Origin of the sequence: Mesorhizobium sp. M5C.F.Ca.IN.020.32.2.1 (assembly GCF_004023105.1) — a bacterium.
Classification (GTDB): Bacteria; Pseudomonadota; Alphaproteobacteria; order Rhizobiales; family Rhizobiaceae; genus Mesorhizobium; species Mesorhizobium wenxiniae.
Genome location: NZ_RZSX01000017.1, coordinates 1 through 18402 on the forward strand (window position 1 = coordinate 1; position 18402 = coordinate 18402).

General features: G+C 62.6%; 21 protein-coding genes. 7 read left to right on the forward strand and 14 right to left on the reverse strand.

Going from position 1 to position 18402, the window contains the following annotated elements; all coding sequences use genetic code 11:
• Positions 1–163 (forward strand): methionine biosynthesis protein MetW (locus EOA86_RS01720; RefSeq protein ID WP_245497077.1); only part of this gene is annotated, 163 nt, incomplete at its 5' end.
• 84 nt (positions 164–247) lie between these two features.
• Here the strand turns inward: EOA86_RS01720 and EOA86_RS01725 are convergent.
• From EOA86_RS01725 to EOA86_RS01735, 3 genes are all read right to left on the reverse strand, one after another.
• On the reverse strand, positions 248–1123 hold the full coding sequence (locus EOA86_RS01725; RefSeq protein WP_128340530.1) for a DUF1194 domain-containing protein: 876 nt from the start codon (positions 1121–1123) through the stop codon (positions 248–250).
• A gap of 125 nt (positions 1124–1248) precedes the next feature.
• Entirely contained in the window at positions 1249–3075 is a 1827-nt protein-coding gene (locus EOA86_RS01730) for an ABC transporter ATP-binding protein/permease (protein WP_128340531.1), read from the reverse strand.
• Between the two features lie 119 nt (positions 3076–3194).
• Positions 3195–3971: a class I SAM-dependent methyltransferase gene (locus EOA86_RS01735; protein ID WP_127211080.1), complete on the reverse strand. Its 777-nt coding sequence runs from the start codon at positions 3969–3971 to the stop codon at positions 3195–3197.
• A 301-nt stretch (positions 3972–4272) separates the two neighbouring features.
• Here EOA86_RS01735 and gloB point away from each other — a divergent pair, with 301 nt between their 5' ends.
• Entirely contained in the window at positions 4273–5040 is a 768-nt protein-coding gene (gene gloB / locus EOA86_RS01740; RefSeq protein ID WP_128340532.1) for a hydroxyacylglutathione hydrolase, read from the forward strand.
• A 40-nt stretch (positions 5041–5080) separates the two neighbouring features.
• Positions 5081–5509, forward strand: coding sequence for a cupin domain-containing protein (locus EOA86_RS01745; protein WP_127211075.1), 429 nt, complete (start codon positions 5081–5083; stop codon positions 5507–5509).
• 48 nt (positions 5510–5557) lie between these two features.
• On the opposite strand, the gene EOA86_RS01750 is transcribed toward EOA86_RS01745, so the two are convergent.
• Genes EOA86_RS01750 through EOA86_RS01760 form a run of 3 tightly spaced genes read right to left on the reverse strand, consistent with a single transcriptional unit; the run spans position 5558 to position 7945 of the window.
• Entirely contained in the window at positions 5558–6226 is a 669-nt protein-coding gene (locus EOA86_RS01750; protein WP_127211079.1) for a lysoplasmalogenase family protein, read from the reverse strand.
• Positions 6226–7113: an EamA family transporter gene (locus tag EOA86_RS01755; protein ID WP_127211074.1), complete on the reverse strand. Its 888-nt coding sequence runs from the start codon at positions 7111–7113 to the stop codon at positions 6226–6228. The genes EOA86_RS01750 and EOA86_RS01755 overlap by 1 nt, the downstream gene beginning before the upstream one ends.
• A 43-nt stretch (positions 7114–7156) precedes the next feature.
• Entirely contained in the window at positions 7157–7945 is a 789-nt protein-coding gene (locus tag EOA86_RS01760) for a DUF3108 domain-containing protein (RefSeq protein ID WP_128340533.1), read from the reverse strand.
• Between the two features lie 257 nt (positions 7946–8202).
• Here EOA86_RS01760 and rpmB point away from each other — a divergent pair, with 257 nt between their 5' ends.
• The 3 genes from rpmB to EOA86_RS01775 all read left to right on the forward strand — a co-directional run bounded on the left by rpmB (position 8203) and on the right by EOA86_RS01775 (position 9999).
• Complete coding sequence (gene rpmB / locus EOA86_RS01765) at positions 8203–8499, forward strand: 50S ribosomal protein L28 (protein ID WP_128340534.1); 297 nt, start codon at positions 8203–8205, stop codon at positions 8497–8499.
• Positions 8500–8581: 82 nt separating this feature from the next.
• Entirely contained in the window at positions 8582–9262 is a 681-nt protein-coding gene (locus tag EOA86_RS01770) for a queuosine precursor transporter (RefSeq protein ID WP_065007384.1), read from the forward strand.
• A gap of 62 nt (positions 9263–9324) precedes the next feature.
• Positions 9325–9999: a hypothetical protein gene (locus EOA86_RS01775; RefSeq protein WP_128340535.1), complete on the forward strand. Its 675-nt coding sequence runs from the start codon at positions 9325–9327 to the stop codon at positions 9997–9999.
• A gap of 83 nt (positions 10000–10082) precedes the next feature.
• Here the strand turns inward: EOA86_RS01775 and EOA86_RS01780 are convergent, their stop codons facing one another.
• The 5 genes from EOA86_RS01780 to EOA86_RS01800 all read right to left on the reverse strand — a co-directional run bounded on the left by EOA86_RS01780 (position 10083) and on the right by EOA86_RS01800 (position 15220).
• Positions 10083–11111, reverse strand: coding sequence for an esterase-like activity of phytase family protein (locus EOA86_RS01780; RefSeq protein ID WP_127212638.1), 1029 nt, complete (start codon positions 11109–11111; stop codon positions 10083–10085).
• Positions 11108–13006: a cobaltochelatase subunit CobT gene (gene cobT, locus EOA86_RS01785; protein ID WP_128340539.1), complete on the reverse strand. Its 1899-nt coding sequence runs from the start codon at positions 13004–13006 to the stop codon at positions 11108–11110. Before cobT ends, EOA86_RS01780 begins: the two co-directional genes overlap by 4 nt.
• Positions 13007–13015: 9 nt before the next feature.
• Entirely contained in the window at positions 13016–13471 is a 456-nt protein-coding gene (locus tag EOA86_RS01790) for a hypothetical protein (RefSeq protein WP_128340536.1), read from the reverse strand.
• A 10-nt stretch (positions 13472–13481) separates the two neighbouring features.
• Positions 13482–14468, reverse strand: coding sequence for a cobaltochelatase subunit CobS (gene cobS / locus EOA86_RS01795; protein WP_065007510.1), 987 nt, complete (start codon positions 14466–14468; stop codon positions 13482–13484).
• 122 nt (positions 14469–14590) lie between these two features.
• Positions 14591–15220: a J domain-containing protein gene (locus EOA86_RS01800; RefSeq protein ID WP_036262308.1), complete on the reverse strand. Its 630-nt coding sequence runs from the start codon at positions 15218–15220 to the stop codon at positions 14591–14593.
• Positions 15221–15412: 192 nt separating this feature from the next.
• Here EOA86_RS01800 and EOA86_RS01805 point away from each other — a divergent pair, with 192 nt between their 5' ends.
• Entirely contained in the window at positions 15413–15715 is a 303-nt protein-coding gene (locus EOA86_RS01805) for a BolA family protein (protein ID WP_065007387.1), read from the forward strand.
• A gap of 3 nt (positions 15716–15718) precedes the next feature.
• Here the strand turns inward: EOA86_RS01805 and EOA86_RS01810 are convergent, their stop codons facing one another.
• From EOA86_RS01810 to EOA86_RS01820, 3 genes are all read right to left on the reverse strand, one after another.
• Complete coding sequence (locus EOA86_RS01810; RefSeq protein WP_065007511.1) at positions 15719–16519, reverse strand: alpha/beta hydrolase; 801 nt, start codon at positions 16517–16519, stop codon at positions 15719–15721.
• A gap of 91 nt (positions 16520–16610) precedes the next feature.
• Positions 16611–17504 (reverse strand): transporter associated domain-containing protein, encoded by an 894-nt coding sequence (locus EOA86_RS01815; RefSeq protein ID WP_128340537.1) that lies wholly within the window; start codon positions 17502–17504, stop codon positions 16611–16613.
• Positions 17501–18402 (reverse strand): 3-dehydroquinate synthase (locus EOA86_RS01820; RefSeq protein ID WP_128340538.1); only part of this gene is annotated, 902 nt, incomplete at its 5' end. The genes EOA86_RS01820 and EOA86_RS01815, both read right to left, overlap by 4 nt.

Below are 18402 nucleotides of genomic sequence, written 5' to 3' on the forward strand. Positions count from 1 at the left end.
TTTCTGCACCATCCGTGACTTCGTCAACCTCTGCGAGGAGCTCGGCGCGACAGTGGAAAGAGCAACCGCGCTCGACGCCAATGGCCAGAAAATCGGCCTCTCCATGCCATGGTGGTTCTGGAATTTCTTTGGCCAGCAAGCGGTGTTCCTGCTGAGACGATAACGTCGCTTCTTCGGCCAATATGGCGCTCGGCCTGCCCGAGTCCGAAGACCATGGGTGTAGGACTGATCGCCATTCATCGACCAGCTAGCGATTAAGTTCCGGAAAATACGGATCGGAGAAAAACCGCCGGTCGCGCTCGCCTTGCAAACAGTCGACCGGTGTTGCCGCATCGACCCGGATCGGTACGCGATCGGCCCAGGGACCGGCAACACCGCTAACCTCTAGGATCAGTTTGCGGCGTATGGCGGTCACGAATTCGGAAGCGGCATAGACCGGCAGCACGAAAGCCCCAGGCCCGCCCGTAACGCACTCGGCATAGTATTGGTCGAGATGGCTGAAGCTGGGCGACGGGCTGATCAGGATCGGCAGGCCGTTGATGACGATACCCTTTGCCACCGCGGCGTCGCGTGTCGTGGTGACGGGCATCCCGGTATTGTTGGGACCATCGCCTGAAATGTCGATGACACTGCGCGTCGCCTCGAAAGCGCCTCCATCCAACAGCTTGGCGCCGAAGCCGAGCGCACCGGAAATGGAGGTGCCGCGAAAGCTCCTGAATGGGCGCGCCTCGATCTTGTCGGCGAATGCGTCGGCGCTCTCAGCGTTATCGATGACCTGCCAGGCAATGACCGCATCGTCGCGGACGGTGCCTGCCCATTCGAAATAGGCCAGCGCGATGCGGCCGGTCACACCCGAACGCACCGCATCGATGAAGTCGGGGTGGCGCAGCGCCTCGACATAGCCGGCGCGCTGCAGGGCGAATTCCCTTTCGTCCATCGAGTGTGAAATGTCGACCGCCAGCACCAGTTCGACGTCCACTGCAATGGTATTGGCCGGCGCGGCCAGTGGTGCTGCCTGAGCGCAGGCAAGGCAGGCAAGCAGGCTGATGCTTGTCGCCCAAAAGTGCGAAGCGGTTTTGGGGTAACGACATGCATAGAAACAAAGGCTTAAAACGTGTCGCATGAATCTCTTCAACGGGACGCGTTTTAAGCGCGTCAAGCATGGGTCCAACGCCGCGAACTTCCGCACGATGCCGGCAATCTTTCGCCGCGATCACGGCGAAATAAAGCTTGGCTGCGTATCGCCGGCTACGTCTCTTGGTAGGCTGCGGCGACGGCCGGGGGTGGTTCGATCGCGCCGGCCCTGATACGGACTGGCTTGAGAGGCGGTCGGTCGACGTCTTTCACGATCGCCAACGAGCGCGGAAAGAATTCAATGTTCTGCTGGCTCCGGCCAATGTTGAGGATCGCGGCGTCGGCAAGACGCGCCTCCAGCATCGACAGCACCCGACTCAGCGTCGCGCCGTCGAACGTGTCCAAAGCCTCGTCGATGATCACCCATTTCGGCTGCCGCAAAACCAGCCGGGCAAAGGCAAGCAGGCGCTGCTCGTCATCGCTCAATTCGCGCTCCCAGCGCGCCGAGCGGTCGAGCGAGGACGACAGACGCCCAAGACCGACCTCGGCAAGCACCGCCGAGATCTCGGCGTCGCTGACCGCGGCATCGGCGTGGTTGAGCACCTCGCGCAACGTGCCGAGCGGGAAATAGGGCTTGCGGGGAACGAAGGCGGGCACCTCTCCGGCCGGCATGCCGATCCGCCCGCTTCCCCACGGCCACAGACCGGCAATGGCGCGAAAGAACAGCGTCTTGCCGGCGCGCGGATCTCCAGTGATCATGACGCGCTCGCCCGCGCGGATTTCGACATGGGGCTTGGCGAGCTTCGTACATCCATCCCGCGACGCAACCTCGAGGTTCTCGAATGTCAGCCTGCCATTCGGGTTTTCGCCGATCTTGATGCGTTTTTCGGTGTCGTGCAGCACGTCCGTTTCAGCGAGCGCGATGCGGAAATCGGCGACGCGCATCAGCGTGGCGCGCCAATCGGCGATGCCGCCGATATTGTTGATGAACCAGCGCAACGAGGCATGCACCTGGTTGAAGGCGCCGACAGCCATCATGAGCCCGCCGAAGCTGATATCGCCGGCGAAATAGACCGGGGAGGCGACGAGGATCGGCGCGACGACAGTGATCCAGCCATAGGTATCGGTCACCCAGGAAAGATTGATCTGGGCGCTGTAGATGCGCCGCATCGCGCCCAGCACCGTGCCGAGGTCGAGCTCGAGCCGTCGTCTCGCGTCGGCTTCGCCGTGCGCAAGCGCGATGGCATCGACATTCTCGTTGACGCGGACCACCGAGGAGCGCAGCTCCGCTTCACGCGTATAGCGGTCGCTGTTGAAGCGGATGAGCGGCCGTCCGACCAGCCAGCTCAGCCAGGAGGCGGTACCGGCATAGAGGATCGCGGCCCACACCATGTAGCCCGGAATGGCCAGCGAATAGCCGCCGATATGGAAGACGAAGCCAGAAGACAGCGACCATAAGACGCCGACGAACGAAACAAGCAGAATCAACGACTGCAACAGCCCTATGCCGAGGCCTGTGGAAAGATCGGAGAGATGTCCGGCATCTTGCTGCAGGCGCTGGTCAGGGTTGACGCCGATGGCGCCGGCGTTGGCGAGCCGGAAGGCGCGCGCCGGCCGCATCCATTCACCGATCAGATCGAGGGTCAACGCCTCACGCAGCTTCAGCCGGATCCTCTGGTCGAGCCAGGTTTGGCCGACATTGAGCACCACAAGTCCGCCGGCGATGGCGGCAAAGACCAGAAGCTGGTGCAGGAAGCCCTGCATATCGCGCCGAGCCAGCGCGTCGTAGAAGGGCTCGTTCCAGCGATTGAGCAGAACCTGCCCGATCGAGGTTGCCACAATGACGGCGACAATGCCGACGCAGGCCCAGAGCAGGTGTTTGCGGATCGGCGAAGTCCCCAGCGCAAGCTTGATCGTCGCCAATTGGTCGCGCAAGCTGCTGGCCTCGATCGACGCGGCAACCGGCTTGGCGCTTGCCTCTATATCCGGATGATCAGCCATTGGTGAAGTCCTTGAATTCGCAAGCGGTGCTGAAACCGGTGAACATGTCGACACATTCGGGTAGCAAACCCGCCCTCGACAGATAGGTGAGAATAAGCTCGATCCCGATCACGAAAATGTCATCGACGGCTCGGCAATGTCGCCTTCCCGGTCGGCGATATCCGGCCGAGCCTTGTGGCGCCATGCGGCGAGAAAACCGGCACGAAGACGCGGCGAGATGCGCGCTGGACGACCGGCACGCCCTGATAGAGCCGCTTCTGCGCCTCGACCACGATGACGCCGGAAAAGATCGGCCAGAACCTGCGGCCGGCGCGCTCCAGCACATTGTGGAACTGCATCATGAAGCGTCGCCGCGATGGCGGGAAGAACAGGGCGTCGGACCAGGCGGCGGGCGTGAAGTTTGCTTCGCGCAGCAATTCGGTGAGCTGGCCGCGCGAAAAGGGCCGGCCGCTGCCGAACGGCGTATGCTCGAAACGGGCCCAGACACCGCGCCGGTTGGGGACGACGATGACGACGCGGCCGGCGGGCGACAGCACCCGCCAGATTTCGTTCAGCGTCTCGCGCGGGTTCTCGGCATGTTCGAGTGAATGGACGAGCAGTATGCGGTCGATGGAGGCATCGACCAGCGGCAATTCCTCATCGAAGACCAGCGCGGTTGCGGTCGGCCCCGTGGCCGGCCAGACCACCGCGCCTTGCGTCGCCGGCATGAAGGCAAAGACACGCTCCGCGTCGGTTCCGAACCGCTCCAGCCACGGCAAGGTGTAACCGAGGCCGACCAGCCGCTCATTGGGCACAACAGCCCATATCGAGGACAACGCCATGGTGATCGAGCGTTCGGCCAATCGCCCGAGCGTTGTCGAATAGAAGGAGCGAAGGTCGACGATATCGGAATGCATGCGCGGCACGCTATCTTCGATGCTGTCCAAGTTCAACAAAGGCGGATGACATCCGCGGGCAAGCGCCCTATGTCTGCGGCGACTACTGCAGCGGCCCGAAATCGATTTCGATTTCGGAAAGCACGATGCAGCAGATAAAGGTGTTAGAGCGTTCTTTGTGCGTCCAACTGGACGTACGGCGCTCTAGAGCAATTCCAGGAAAAGTGTGAAACGGTTTTCCGTCCGGAATTGCGGAAAAACAACGAGATAGAGCGGTTCGGCGTTTCCGTGAAACGCCGAACCGCTCTAGTGGAGAGATGCTATGCCGGTTGAAATCGAACAGTTCATGTGCCGCAGCGACAATTTCGGCGTGCTGGTGCATGACCCCAAAAGCGGCCAGACCGCGATCATCGACGCGCCCGAGGAGGCGCCGATCCTGGCTGCGATCGAGCGTACCGGCTGGACGCCGACGATGATCCTGACCACCCATCACCATGTCGACCATGTCGAGGCCAATCTGGCGCTGAAGGAGCGCTTCAAGCTGCGCATCGTCGGACCGGAAGCGGAAAAGGCCAAGATCCCCGGCATCGACGAAACCGTCGAGCAGGGTTCGGTCATCCACCTCGGCGAGGAGAGGATCGAGGTGATCGCCACGCCCGGCCACACGGCAGGCCATGTCTCCTATCATCTGCCGGGATCGAAAGTGGCGTTCACCGCCGATACGCTGTTCGCGCTCGGCTGCGGGCGGCTGTTCGAATGCAAGCCGCCGGTGATGTACGATTCGCTGAAAAAGCTCGCGGCACTTCCGGCCGAGACGGTCGTTTATTGCGGCCATGAATACACGCTTTCCAACGCCCGCTTCGCGCTGACCGTCGACCCGACCAATTCGGCGTTAAAGGAGCGCGCTGCGAAAATCGAGGCGCTGCGCGCCGACGGCAAGCCGACGCTGCCGACCACGATCGGCGAGGAACTGTCGACCAATCCGTTCCTGCGCTGGCACGATCCGGCAATCCGCAAGCATCTCGGCTTGGAGAACGCCTCCGACGCCGAAGTGTTCGCCGAAATTCGCAAGCGCAAGGACAATTTCTGAGCACCATTGATGGTCTGGAAACCGTGACCTTCTGGGGCCAATGACCAGTTCCGCCGAAATCATCGCAACGCTCTGCCTGAAACCGCATCCGGAAGGCGGCTGGTATGCCGAAACCTTCCGGGATGGCACGGAAGACGCGCGCGGCCATTCGACCGCGATCTATTTTCTTTTGGAGCAGGAGCAAGTGTCGGCCTGGCACCGCGTCAAGGACGCGGCCGAGGTCTGGCACTTCTATGCCGGCGCGCCGCTGGCGCTGTCGATTCATGGGGAAAACGGGCCGGTGATCGAGCAGGTGCTCGGCACGGCACTGGCGGCGGGCGAGCGGCCGCAGATCGTCGTGCCGGCAGGTTGGTGGCAGTCGGCACGCAGCCTGGGCGAGTGGACGCTGGTCGGCTGCACCGTGGCTCCGGGCTTCGATTTCGCCGCCTTCGAGCTGGCCGAACCGGGCTGGCAGCCGGGAACGACGTAGGTATATTGAGATTCAGGTCAGGCCGGCATCACCCTGATATCGACATACCTAACCCAACAGGAAACCCATCGTGATCCCCAGCTGGGCGGCGTAATACAGCATCCAGACCGCGTAGCGCATCCAGACACGGTGCGGCGAGATGCCGGTCAGCAGGAACTTTTCCGAGGCGAGCAGCCCGTCGGACGCCATGAACAGCACGGCGCCGCCAAAGACCCAGACATTGCTCAGGGTGAGTGCTGAAATTCCCATGGCAAGGATTGCCGCGATATAGACGCTGATCGGAAGGTGCAAGGCGGGGCCGACACGGCGCCAGAGCGAAAAAAGCATGGCGAGCGCGAACAGGGCCATTGCCAGGGCAATCGACCCGCGCCACGGCTCGGCCGAGAGCAGCCCGATCCCACCGCCGGAACGCAGGAACAGCGCTATGTAAAGCCCATGCGCGATTAGAAAACTGGCCAGCCCGCCGAGAAAAGCCTTTTCATCGTCGCGCGACAGGAACGCGTCGCCGACGGCGCTGAGCGCCAGTGCCGCTACGAGCAGCCACGGACCGCCCTGCAGCGAGGCCAGCACGGCAAGCATTGCCACGGCCAGCGTCTTGACCGCAGAACGCGCAAGCGTCGGCGGCATGTCGATGATGAAGGCGTAGATCACCGCCGCCACCAGCGAAAACAGCAGCGTCGCATTGGCGTTGGCGTCAATGCCGCCGGGAAACGGCATCACGCCCCAGCCTCGCCAGTTGCCTGCTTGCGCAAGAACAGCGACTTCGCCGCAAGTGCTGCCCCGCCGGTGATCAGCACGCAGGCGGCGAGAATGCGCAGGGACGGCTCGGCGAAACCGGCTGATATCAGCACCAGCGTCGACAGCAGCGGCGCGGCATAGCTCGCCGCGCCCAGCACCTGGATGTTGCCGCGCTTGACGCCTATGTCCCAGGCGTAGAAGGCCGCGCCCACCGGCATCAGGCCGAGGCCGAGCACGGCCAGCCACTGCCCGGCGCCGACAGGCAGCACCGTCTCTTCCAGCATCAGATGGCAGACAAGGGAAAGCGCTGCCGTGGCCGCACAGAACCAGGTGACGACGCTGGTCGGCACCGACGGAAAGCGCCGCGACAGCAGCGAATAGGCCGACCACAGCACGGCGCAGACGCCAGCCATCGCATAGCCAAATGCATAGCGCGCGTCGAAGGCAAGCCCGCCGCCCTTTGTGACGATCAGAAAAGTGCCGGCAAGCCCGAGCAGCGCGCCGACGACATGGTTCCAGGCCAGCCGCTCGCCCGGCATCAGCGCCGATCCGAGCACGATCAGCAGCGGCCACAGATAGGCGATGAGGCTCGCCTCCACCGCCGGCGCGTTGCGCAGCGCAGTGAAGTAGAAGAAGTGATAGCCGAACAGGCCGGCAATGCCGATCACCCACACTTGCGGCGGTATCTTCGGCCGGTTGGCGGCGGCCGGCATGAACAGCCGCGCGACGAGCCCGACGCTGGTGCCGATCGTGAAGGTGATCGCCGAAAGCAGGAATGGCGGCACCGCACCGGAAGCGTCCGTAAGCAGCGCCAGCAGCGCCCACATGGCGATCGCCGAGAAGCCGATCAGTGTTGCGCGCCCCATGTCCGTCGGCCTCACGCCTGTTTCTGGCGGCGCGCAATCGCGCCTATTCTGTTGCTTCGAACCGCTCCGCGCTGACGGTGAGAGTGCCGATTTTCGTGCTGACGGTGGCGTGGATCGGCGCATATACGCCAGTTTGACCGACCGGCGCAAATGTCACCATGATGCGGCTGCGATCCTTCAGGTACTTCAAAGCTTTGCGGTTCTTGCGGTACCCCGCCACCGGCTCAAAGCCCAGTCTGCAGGTGACGGTCTCGCCCTTGTAGCCGCGCACCGAGATCGAACCTTTCGAATAGTATGTCAGCGTCAGATTGGCGCGCATCTCGCCGTCATAGAGTTTCACCGTGCGCCCGCATACCTTGTCGAGGCTATCGGCATGGATGACGGTGGCGGCCATCGGATCGAGCACCGACGCGAGATGGCTGGCGCCCAGCGGTATCCAATTTTTGGGATTGCGCTTCTTCGGCGCAGGCACGACCTTCGTCGCGATAACAGTGCCATTGGCGAACTGGATATCGATCATCGACGCCTTCTCGCCCGACGTGTAGTCGGCGCGGAACGTTTGCGGCTGCAATTGCTTGCCCGAAATCTTGCCTTTTGACGAGACCGTGCCGCGTGTGTCGTCGAAGATTGTGGCGAGGCCGGCGCTGGAGACGCTGCCGTCGATCGAATAGGTATCGCCTTCGTAACTGCTGGAAAAGGTTGCTTTCGCCACCGAGAGGCCGAGGATCGATACCGTATACTCGCCCTTGAAGGACTGTGGCGTAGCGGCAAACGCTGCGGTCGGCAGTGCAACGGCAAGCGAGGCAAGAAGAGCAAGAGACGAACGAAGCATGGCGGGGATCGATCCTCGATTTTTCAGCGGAAGCGGACAACTCCGGCCTGGCATCTCGTTGTGCGACCGCTTATAGGCTGAATTCCGGCCTTTATGTGAAAGGCGTCGTCACACCCGTGCGCAAGCCGGAGCTTGACGCATCGGCGAAATGCAACTATGGAACGCCAACTTTTTCCATAAGGCCGCCTGACCGAAACCGCGCGCCAACCGGCGCGGGTCGAATGTTTGGCCAGACCGAGAACTGAAGGTTTAGAACCATGTCCCGCACCTGCGAACTCACTGCCAAGGCAGTCATATCCGGCAACAATGTGAGCCACGCCAACAACAAGACCAAGCGTCGCTTCCTGCCCAATCTCGTCAATGTGACGCTGATCTCGGAAGCGCTGAACCAGAATGTGCGCCTGCGCATTTCGGCCAACGCGCTGCGTTCGGTCGAGCATCGCGGCGGCCTTGATGCTTTCCTGGCCAAGGCCGACGCCAAGGAGCTGTCGCAGCGCGCGCGCCTGCTGAAGAAGCAGATCGCCAAGAAACTTGCCGAACAGCCGGCCGCTTAATTTTTTCAGGCAACCGCCTTCCAAGGAGTGTCGTCCGAGCTCGGCATGACACCCCGCTGGTTCCATTACCCAGGATAAAAAAATGAGTTTTTTTTCCCGATACCTGCCCTTTGTTGCGGCCATGGCGCTTGTCGTGGTGGCGTCGAACATCCTTGTGCAGTTCCCGCTGCAAGGTGCGATCGGCGGCTTGTCGCTGGCCGACATTCTGACCTGGGGCGCCTTCACCTATCCCTTCTCCTTCCTGGTCACCGACCTTGCCAACCGCCGCTACGGCCCGGCCGTGGCGCGCCGAATCGTGTTTGTCGGCTTCACGGCGGCGGTGATCTGCTCGGTCGTCATCCCGCCCTTGCTGTTCCGCTACGGTCTGATCGAGTTCGAAACGGCCGCCGACCGGCTGGTGCGCATTGCGGCGGCTTCCGGCACCGCGTTCCTGATCGCGCAACTGCTCGACGTGACCGTGTTCAATTGGCTGCGCCGGCAGAGCTGGTGGCGGGCGCCGATCGTCGGCACGCTGGTCGGCTCGGTGTTCGACACCGCCGTGTTCTTCACCGTCGCCTTTTCAGCGGCGTTCGCCTTCGCTGGCCCCAACGATGGCTTCGCGCTTGAAACCGCGCCGCTGATGGGCGTGCTGCCGGTCGAGACCATGCGCTGGGTGTCATGGGCGCTCGGCGACCTTGGCGTGAAGCTGATCATCGCCGTGGTGGCGCTGATCCCCTACCGGCTGCTTGCCGCCCGCTGGAGCCAGCCGGCACTGGCGGCATAGACCATGATCCCTGAGAGTGGGCGCCGGTTTTCGGAAAAGATCTTGCTCACAGGGTCTCGAGCATGATCCCATGGGACCAGCTCGATAGCGCGAATACGCCTGCCGGCGACCACGAGCTTCGTCTGAAACAACGCGGCGCCGAATTCTCGATCATGCTCGGCTCGAACGAGTTGATGAACAGCCGCCTCAGCGGCTCAGAGGAAGCGCTGGCCAGGCTGTCCTGCCAAAGGATTGCCGGCCGGCGGCAGTCGAAAATCCTGATCGGCGGGCTGGGCATGGGCTTCACGCTGCGCGCCGCCCTTGCCGAGCTTGGCACCGATGCCGGCATTGTTGTCGCCGAGTTGGTACCCGCCGTCGTGGCGTGGGCGCGCGGCCCGATGGCCTCGGTGTTCGATGGCTGTCTCGACGATCCGCGCGTGACCGTTCGCGAGGCGGATGTCGGACGGCTCATCAAGTTGGACGTGGCAACCTATGACGCCATCCTGCTCGACGTCGACAATGGGCCGGAAGGGATTGTCCACGGGGCCAATGACGCTCTTTACAGTATAGCCGGGTTGAACAGAGCGAGAGCAGCGCTCAAGCCCGGCGGCGTGCTGGCGGTCTGGTCGCAGGGGCCCGACAGCGGCTTTACCCGCAGACTCAAGCAGGCGGGCTTCTCGGTCGAGGAAGTTAGGGTCCGCGCCAATGGGAAGCGCGGCGCCCGCCACGTCATCTGGATCGCGACCAACGAGCAATAGGCCGAATTCTCTTTGCGAAGCTGCGAACATCGAAGAGCTCGAGACGGCAGCCTCGCCATCAGCCAATCGCCGGCCGCACGTTCTCAATCCTCGTGCAGCACAAATTCCAGATAGAGATTACGCTGTAGCATCGAGTGGTTGTCGTCCGAGATCAGCGACACCATCAGTGCGCCGTCGTCGCGGGTCCAGACGTCGAGCCCTTCCATATTGTCGATCTGGTAGGCCATGTCGGCTTCCATCAGCACCGGCCCGTCGGCAACGGCGCCCTTCTCGACGCTTTCGCCATAGATGCGCCTCAGCCGCATCTTGACCCCGCCAGCCATCGAAAAGCTGCGCTCCAAAAGCAAGAGGTCGCCGTCCGGCAGGAATGCGCCGTCGGTAATGTCGAAATTGCCGTTGCGCTTGACGGTGAAGACACCCTTGTGCGGCCCTCCGATAACAGCCGCATAGATGTTGCCGGCCGTGTCGAGGCTCTTCTCCGACACCACGACCAGCCCGCCTTGGTGCTGGCCGTTAGGATGGGCGTGGGTGACGGCCTCAAAGCCGCGATTCAGGCGAAGTTCCCAGGCTGGAATCAGGGAATCCAATTGCTTGAACGGCGGCTCCATATCGTGCGGGTCGATCTTGAACTGGGAAACACGGTGGTTGCGCTCGAAGCCGACCGTGGCAATGCCACCCTTGACCGCAAGGCCTTCGGCGTCGACCTTCCATTTCTTTTCGATCAGGCCCGCCTCGTCGACCATCTGCTGCATGCGGAAATTCCGCATGCCCGATGGGCGCTTGTCCGCATCATGGGTAACCGTGCCGAAGAACCAGAAACCGGTGTCGGCGACGCCGATGAAATCACTGCCGGGCTTGAGGAAGCGAAACGCCGACAAAGCGCCGAAATCGCGTGACGGCGAGGTCATTTCCAGCCCGCCGACGAATTCGAGCGGGCCGAACCGCTTTTCGTCACGGCCGATATGAAACCGGTCTATCAGCCGTGCCGAGATTTCGATCAGCTCGACCGAAACGCTGCCGGCGGCGATGCAAGGCGACAGGGCGATGCCGGCAACGAACAGCGCTGTGACGGCGAAAAGCGTCTGCCGAAAGCCGCCCCGCGAAAAAATCATCCGGCGCGCCGCATGCCGCCGCGTCGCGTGTTCCGCGTACTTTCCTCGCCGAACAGTGAGGCCAGTTGCTCGGTCATGGCGCCGGCCAGTTCCTCGGCATCGACGATGGTGACGGCGCGGCGATAGTAGCGGGTAACGTCGTGGCCGATGCCGATGGCCAAAAGCTCGACCGGCGAGCGCGTCTCGATCAATTCGATCACCGCGCGCAGATGCCGTTCGAGATAGTTGCCCGGATTAACCGACAGCGTCGAATCGTCGACCGGCGCGCCGTCCGAGATCATCATCAGGATCTTGCGTTGCTCCGGCCGGGCGATCAGGCGGTTGTGCGCCCACAGCAGCGCCTCGCCGTCGATATTTTCCTTGAGCAGGCCCTCGCGCATCATCAGCCCGAGATTGCGGCGCGCCCGTCGCCACGGATGGTCGGCGGATTTGTAGATGATGTGGCGCAGGTCGTTGAGCCGGCCGGGATTCGGCGGCTTGCCTTCCTTCAGCCATTTCTCGCGTGCTTGCCCGCCCTTCCAGGCGCGGGTGGTGAAGCCGAGGATCTCGACCGAGACGCCGCAGCGTTCCAGCGTGCGCGCCAGAATGTCGGCGCAGGTGGCGGCGACCGTGATCGGCCGGCCGCGCATCGAGCCCGAATTGTCGAGCACCAGCGTCACCACCGTGTCGCGGAATTTGGTGTCACGTTCCTGCTTGAAGGACAGCGGCTGCATCGGATCGATGACGACGCGCACCAGCCGCGCCGGATCGAGATAACCCTCTTCGAGATCGAAATCCCAGGACCGGTTCTGCTGCGCCATCAGGCGGCGCTGCAGCCGGTTGGCCAGCCGGCCGACGACGCCGGAAAGGTTGGCAAGTTGCTTGTCGAGAAAGGCCCGCAGCCGATCCAGCTCTTCCTCTTCGCACAGGTCCTCCGCACCCACCGTCTCGTCGAAGGCGGTGGTGAAGACCTTGTAGTCGATCTCCTTCGACAGATTGGTGAAGGGATTGTCGTTGCGGCGCGCCTCGCCGGGCGTCTCGGCATCGGCGTCGTCATCGTCGGACAGGTCGTCGGCGGTGGCATCGGATGCCTCCGTCTCGGCCGATTGCTCGTCGTCGGACGACGCTTCGGTGTCGTCGGACTGCGATTGCTCGGAGCCGGAATCACCCTCGCCGCCCTCCTCACTCTGCTCCTCGCCCTGCGGCTGGTTGTCGGCGTTGTCCTCTGAGTCTTCCGTCTCCTGGGCGTCGCCGAGTTCCTCGGCCATTTCCATGGAAGCCAGCATCTCGCGCACGACACGGGCGAAAGCCTGCTGGTCGTCGAGCTTGGCCGACAGCCCGTTGAGATCGGCGCTGGCCTTCTCCTCGACCCACGGACGCCAGAGGTCGACCAGCCGCTCGCCGCTCTTTGGCACGGTGCGGCCGGTCAGCTTTTCACGCACCATCAAGGCTAGCGCTTCCTCGATCGGCGCGTCGGCCTTGTCCTTGACGTCGATAAGGTTCGCTCTGGCGTATTTGTCCTCGAGCATCGAGCCGATATTGTCGGCCACACCTTGCATGGCGCGGGAGCCGATCGCCTCGACGCGGGCCTGCTCGACCGCATCGTAGATGGCGCGGGCCTGCTTGCCTTCCGGCGCCAGCCGAGTGTGGATGCGCGTGTCGTGACAGGCGCGCTTCAACGCCATGGAATCGCCGAGCCCGCGGGTGATGGCGATATCGGCCTTCGACGCTTTTTTCGGAAGTTCAGGCAGCCGGGCGCGGCTGCCGGCCAGCGCCGGCCGATCCTTGGCGAAACCGACTTCGAGGTCCTTGTCGCCGGCAATCGCGCGCATGCAGACGGTGACGGCGCGCTTGAAGCTGTCAGCTTCAGAACCCGTCTTCGACTTGTTGCGCGTGTTGTCGCCCGGACCCGCCATCATACATCTCTATTTTGCTGCCGGCTGCTGGCCAAATTGAGCGCGAAGGTGGCCGACAACCTCTTCCACCGAGATCGTAAAGTAGCCTCCTTTCCCGCTGTCATATGCATGTCTCCACAGACTGTATCCGTTGTCAAAACCATTAGGAATCGAACCGATCCGTTCAAGTTCAATTACACTTTTTCTCAGCGCGTCGGCGGCTACAGGAAGGTGGGGGACAGTTTGTAGCTGCTTGCCGCCATTCGGAATTGGAGCGTCGGTAACTGAGACCGATACGATCGGCTGGCTTTCGCCATCGAAGTTATCGACTGCGCCAACGATTAACCGCGATGATACCGGTGTCGCGCCGCGATAAGTCCAAATTTGCCCGGCTTTGAATGGTTCATTCTGGGCCATAGCCGCCTGACAGATACCAAAGCAGAAGATTGAAAAACTCCATAGGAATATCCGGAGGATCGTTCCCATGGGATCGGTGTTACCCCAGCACCACATTGGCGGCCGATTCGGGCAGATCCTGGCCGAAAGCGCGCTGGTAGAACTCGGCAACGAGCGAGCGTTCCAGCTCGTCGCACTTGTTGAGGAAGGTCAGCCTGAACGCCATGCCGATATCGCCGAAGATCTCGGCATTCTCGGCCCAGGTGATGACCGTGCGCGGGCTCATGACAGTCGACAGGTCGCCGTTGATGAAGGCCGAACGCGTCATGTCGGCGACACGCACCATCTTGTTGACGATCTCCTTGCCCTTGCTGTCGCGATAGTGCTTGGCCTTGGCCAGCACGATGTTCACCTCATTGTCGTGCGGCAGATAGTTCAGCGTGGTGACGATCGACCAGCGATCCATCTGCGCCTGGTTGATCTGCTGGGTGCCGTGATAGAGGCCGGTGGTGTCGCCGAGACCGACGGTGTTGGCGGTGGAGAACAGCCGGAACGCCGGATGCGGGCGGATGACCCGGCTCTGGTCGAGCAGCGTCAGCCGGCCGGACGACTCCAGCACTCGCTGAATGACAAACATCACGTCCGGACGGCCGGCATCGTACTCGTCGAAGCAGAGTGCGACATTGTGCTGGTAGGCCCAGGGCAGGATGCCGTCGCGGAATTCGGTGATCTGCAGCCCTTCCTTGACGACGATGGCGTCCTTGCCGACGAGGTCGATACGGCTGACATGGCTGTCGAGATTGACGCGCACCATAGGCCAGTTGAGACGGGCGGCGACCTGCTCGATATGCGTCGACTTGCCGGTGCCGTGATAGCCCGACACCATGACGCGGCGGTTGTAGGCAAAGCCGGCGAGGATCGCCATCGTCGTGTTCTTGTCGAACAGATAGTCGGGATCGATGTCGGGCACATGCTCGCTCGTCACCGAATAGGCCGGCACCACCATCTTGGACTCGAAGCCAAATTTCTCCTTCACCGACACGGTGCTGTCTGGCAGGTTGGCGATGTCGCGATCGACCTTGTTCATCTTTATCAACGTCTCCACGGGCGAACGCCGCGTTTTGCCGGCAATCGATTTTGTTCGGGGGCGGTCTTAGAGCCTTTTCCAACCTTATGAAAGTTGGAAAACGACACGAACCGAATGGTCGCTCAGCACAATCCTGCCTGCTTGAGCACACGATAGGCCTGGAGCACATCGCGGAACCGGTCTTCCGAACCTCTGTCGCCGCCATTCGCATCCGGATGGTGGCGTTTCACCAGTTCCTTATAACGCGCCTTGATATCCTTGCCAGTCGCCTTTGTATCAAGGCCAAGCGTTTCCAGCGCCTTGGCCTCAAGCGGCTTGGCCTTGCGCTCCCGCGCTTCGCGCGGATCCTTCGGGCCTTTGAACAGGTCGAACGGATCGCGCATGCGGTTGTAGTAGCCGGCGCGGCCGGAACGCTGCTGGGCGAAATCGGGCGAGGAGCGCGTCGAGGCGCCGTTGACGCCCATCTTCCAGGTTGGCCGGTGGCCGGTCATCGCTTCCTTCTGGAAGCGGGCGATCTCGGTATCGGGGACACCGGAGAAATAATTGAAGCCCTTATTGTACTCGCGCACATGATCGAAGCAGAACTGGAAATATTCGCCCTCCTTCATGCGCCCGACCGGCGCGCGATGGGTGCCGGCCTCCTTGCAACCGTCCCATTGGCAGATCGGCGAGCGCGACTTCAGCTCCGCATCCTTCTCCGGGCGGATGCGAATTTTTTCGAAATATTTGGGGTACGGTTTCATCTCACCCATTTATGGGCTGTTCGCTGGTGCGAAACAAGAATTGACATTTTTGCAATGATCGCCCTAACCGCTGAATCGGGGCATAAAGCGGGCGATCGGCGAATTTTGTCGCGGCGACGGTACCGCGCTTCCTTCCGGACGCGCAAAGGGCGCCGATTTTCGAGGGTCATGCGCCCGCATATGTGGTGAAGGGAAGTACGAATGTCCATACAGTCAACGATGGAAGGCAAGTTGAAGAAGGCGTTCTCGCCGGAGCGGCTGGTGATCATCAACGAAAGCCATCTGCATGCCGGCCATCACCATCAGGATTCCGACCATCACGGCACTTATGACGGCACCGGCGAGACGCATTTCCGCGTCCGCATCGTCTCCTCAGCCTTTGCCGGCATGAGCCGAATCGAGCGCCATCGCGCGGTCAACGCATTGCTGGCCGACGAGCTGAATGCTGGTGTCCACGCGCTGGCGATCGAGCCGGCCGCGCCGGACGAAAAGATCAGGTGGTAGGCTTCAGCCGAGCGCCGCCTTCAGGAAAGTCATCACTGCACGGGTCAAGGTGTCGCCTTCGCCGAAGTCGCGGTTGATCGACATGTGCGAATAAGCGCTGCCGTCGAACAGTGTCACCTCGGTTCCGGTCGCCCGCAGGCGCTCGGCGAAGGCCCGTGAGGCCGCCGCACGACCCGATGCGCGCGAATAGGCGATAAAGGTCGGCGGATGTTTGCGGCTCCCGACATGGGTCGCAGGCGACAGCACGCGCCACTGCGACGGGTCGGGAAAGGCCCGGGCATAGGCCGGTGTCATGCCGCCGCTCCTCGCAAGCGCCTCCAGATCATAGGCCCTGGTATCGTTCAGAACCAGCGCCGCGACGCCGGGCAGACCGCCGCGCAGCCCGGTCAGTGCGGCGAGATGGCTGCCGGCCGAATGGCCCATCACCGCTATCCGGTTCGGATCGCCGCCGTATCTGGCGATATTGGCGCGCACGTAACGATATGCCTGCTCGACATCGTTGGCCTGGGTGGCGACATCAGCCTTAGGCAGCATCCGGTAGTCGATCGAGACGAAGCAGAAGCCATTGTCGAGCAGGAAGCGCGGCTTGACGTCGACGTTGGTGCGATTGCCGGCTCGCCAGGCACCGCCATGGATGAAAAGGACCACAGGCAGGGAGCTAGCGCCAGCGCGCGCGTAGATGTCGAGCCTGGCCGGTCCGTAGTCGAAAGTTTGCGGAGATGGCAAAAGCCGGCGCGGCGCCGCCGAAGCGCTGGCCGGCAACAAAGCCATCGACATCAAAAGCAGGATTCGCCGATCGATCACCGTCATCTCCAGACAGCCCAGCCGAAAAGTGCACGCCGGCGCGGCGAGCGTGCAGTCAAGGATTGGTGAGCCGCGACAGAACCTACCAGAACTAGATGTCACCGGCCGGCCTGATCCTCAGCCTTGCAATCCGGTTCTTGTCGCGCTTCATGACGACGAAGCGCTTGCCGTGAAAGGTGAACGCCTGCTTCTCGTCCGGGATCAATTGCGTCTCGTGGATGACGAGACCGGCAATGGTGGTGGCTTCTTCGTCCGGCAGGTCCCAGGCGAGCGCCCGATTCAGGTCTCGGATCGACACAGTGCCGTCGACGACGACGGAGCCGTCGGCTTCCTGCTTGACGCCCTGCACGTCGATGTCGTGCTCGTCGGCGATCTCCCCGACGATTTCCTCGATGATGTCCTCCAGCGTCACCAGCCCCTCGACCTCGCCATACTCGTCGACGACGACTGCGAAATGCGCCTTGCGACGCAGGAAGGCGTTGAGCTGTTCCTGCAGTGTCGTGGTATCGGGCACGAACCACGGTTTTGAAGCGATCTTCATCACGTCGATCTTGGAAAAGTCGTTGCCGACATCGTTCAGCGCGCGCAGCAGGTCCTTGGCATGCAGAACGCCGACGATGTTGTCGAGCGAGCCCTTCCACAAGGGCATGCGGGTATGCGGGCTCTGCAGGATCTCGCGCACCACCGCTTCCGGCGGATTGTCGGCATTGACCGAGCGCATGTTGGTGCGGTGGACCATGACATCGGACACTTCGAGCTCGTCGAGATCGGACAGGCGGCCGATGCGGGCGTGATCCACGCGCACCACCTGGCCGTCGCGCCGAAAATCGTCGACGGCGCCTCGCGCTTCATCATGGTTCGAATGCTGCGGCTCGATGCGCTGCAGTTCATAGCCGAAGGCAGCGAGCAGGCGCGCGCGAAAGGCGAAAGCGAGCAGGCCGAGCCCGGCCAAGACACCAGCGGCAATCCAGCCGGCCTCGTTCATCCCGGGCGGCTCTTCTGCTGACCCGGGCTGCCTTTCGGCTGACCCGGGCGGTTCTCCCTCAGAAACGACAGCACTTCTGATCCCGGCACATCCTTGGCGATGAAAGCCTGGCCGATGCCGCGCGTCAGGATGAAGGTTAGCGCGCCGCGCGAAACCTTCTTGTCCTGGGTGATGAAGGCAAGCAGCGCTTCGGCATCAGGCAATTCACCCGGAATATCGGCCATGCGCCAGGGCAGGCCAACAGCGCGAAGATGCGCCTCGACGCGCGCCGCATCGTCGGGACTTGCCAGGTTGAGGCGTGACGAAAAGCGATAAGCCAGCGCCATGCCGATGGCGACTCCCTCGCCGTGGACGAGACGGGCGCTGTCATAGTGGGTGGCGGCCTCGAGCGCATGGCCGAACGTGTGGCCGAGATTGAGCAGCGCGCGGTCGCCGGTCTCGAACTCGTCGCGGGCGACGACATCGGCCTTGGCGCGGCAGGCTTCGGCGATGGCCTCGGCCCGCTCCGGGCCGCCGGCGAACACTTGGCCCCAGTTTTCCTCCAGCCAGGCGAAGAAGTCGGGGCGATCGATGAGCCCGTATTTGGCGAGTTCGGCGTAACCCGCCCGGAAATCCCGGATCGGCAGCGTATCGAGCACTTCGGTGTCGGCCAGCACCAGTTTCGGCTGATGGAAGACGCCGACGAGGTTCTTGCCGCGCGCGCTGTTGATGCCGGTCTTGCCGCCGACGGAAGAGTCGACCTGCGCCAGCAGCGAAGTCGGGACCTGCACGAAATTCATGCCGCGGCGCACGATGCCGGCGGCAAATCCGGCCAGATCGCCGATGACACCGCCACCGAGCGCGATGACGACATCGCCGCGTTCCAGTCTTGCGGCGAGCACGCCGTCCACCACCTCTT

What these genes read in the sequence shown, in the direction of transcription:
- EOA86_RS01735 (WP_127211080.1), bottom strand. Translation starts at nt 3,971, where the DNA reads ATGCATTCCGATATCGTCGACCTTCGCTCCTTCTATTCGACAACGCTC.
- EOA86_RS01780 (WP_127212638.1), bottom strand. Translation starts at nt 11,111, where the DNA reads ATGATTTTTTCGCGGGGCGGCTTTCGGCAGACGCTTTTCGCCGTCACA.
- cobS (WP_065007510.1), bottom strand. Translation starts at nt 14,468, where the DNA reads ATGAACAAGGTCGATCGCGACATCGCCAACCTGCCAGACAGCACCGTG.
- EOA86_RS01725 (WP_128340530.1), bottom strand. Translation starts at nt 1,123, where the DNA reads ATGCGACACGTTTTAAGCCTTTGTTTCTATGCATGTCGTTACCCCAAA.
- EOA86_RS01790 (WP_128340536.1), bottom strand. Translation starts at nt 13,471, where the DNA reads ATGGGAACGATCCTCCGGATATTCCTATGGAGTTTTTCAATCTTCTGC.
- rpmB (WP_128340534.1), top strand. Translation starts at nt 8,203, where the DNA reads ATGTCCCGCACCTGCGAACTCACTGCCAAGGCAGTCATATCCGGCAAC.
- EOA86_RS01730 (WP_128340531.1), bottom strand. Translation starts at nt 3,075, where the DNA reads ATGGCTGATCATCCGGATATAGAGGCAAGCGCCAAGCCGGTTGCCGCG.
- EOA86_RS01800 (WP_036262308.1), bottom strand. Translation starts at nt 15,220, where the DNA reads ATGGGTGAGATGAAACCGTACCCCAAATATTTCGAAAAAATTCGCATC.
- EOA86_RS01745 (WP_127211075.1), top strand. Translation starts at nt 5,081, where the DNA reads ATGACCAGTTCCGCCGAAATCATCGCAACGCTCTGCCTGAAACCGCAT.
- EOA86_RS01815 (WP_128340537.1), bottom strand. Translation starts at nt 17,504, where the DNA reads ATGAACGAGGCCGGCTGGATTGCCGCTGGTGTCTTGGCCGGGCTCGGC.
- EOA86_RS01755 (WP_127211074.1), bottom strand. Translation starts at nt 7,113, where the DNA reads ATGGGGCGCGCAACACTGATCGGCTTCTCGGCGATCGCCATGTGGGCG.
- EOA86_RS01805 (WP_065007387.1), top strand. Translation starts at nt 15,413, where the DNA reads ATGTCCATACAGTCAACGATGGAAGGCAAGTTGAAGAAGGCGTTCTCG.
- EOA86_RS01750 (WP_127211079.1), bottom strand. Translation starts at nt 6,226, where the DNA reads ATGCCGTTTCCCGGCGGCATTGACGCCAACGCCAATGCGACGCTGCTG.
- EOA86_RS01775 (WP_128340535.1), top strand. Translation starts at nt 9,325, where the DNA reads ATGATCCCATGGGACCAGCTCGATAGCGCGAATACGCCTGCCGGCGAC.
- EOA86_RS01760 (WP_128340533.1), bottom strand. Translation starts at nt 7,945, where the DNA reads ATGCTTCGTTCGTCTCTTGCTCTTCTTGCCTCGCTTGCCGTTGCACTG.
- gloB (WP_128340532.1), top strand. Translation starts at nt 4,273, where the DNA reads ATGCCGGTTGAAATCGAACAGTTCATGTGCCGCAGCGACAATTTCGGC.
- EOA86_RS01770 (WP_065007384.1), top strand. Translation starts at nt 8,582, where the DNA reads ATGAGTTTTTTTTCCCGATACCTGCCCTTTGTTGCGGCCATGGCGCTT.
- cobT (WP_128340539.1), bottom strand. Translation starts at nt 13,006, where the DNA reads ATGGCGGGTCCGGGCGACAACACGCGCAACAAGTCGAAGACGGGTTCT.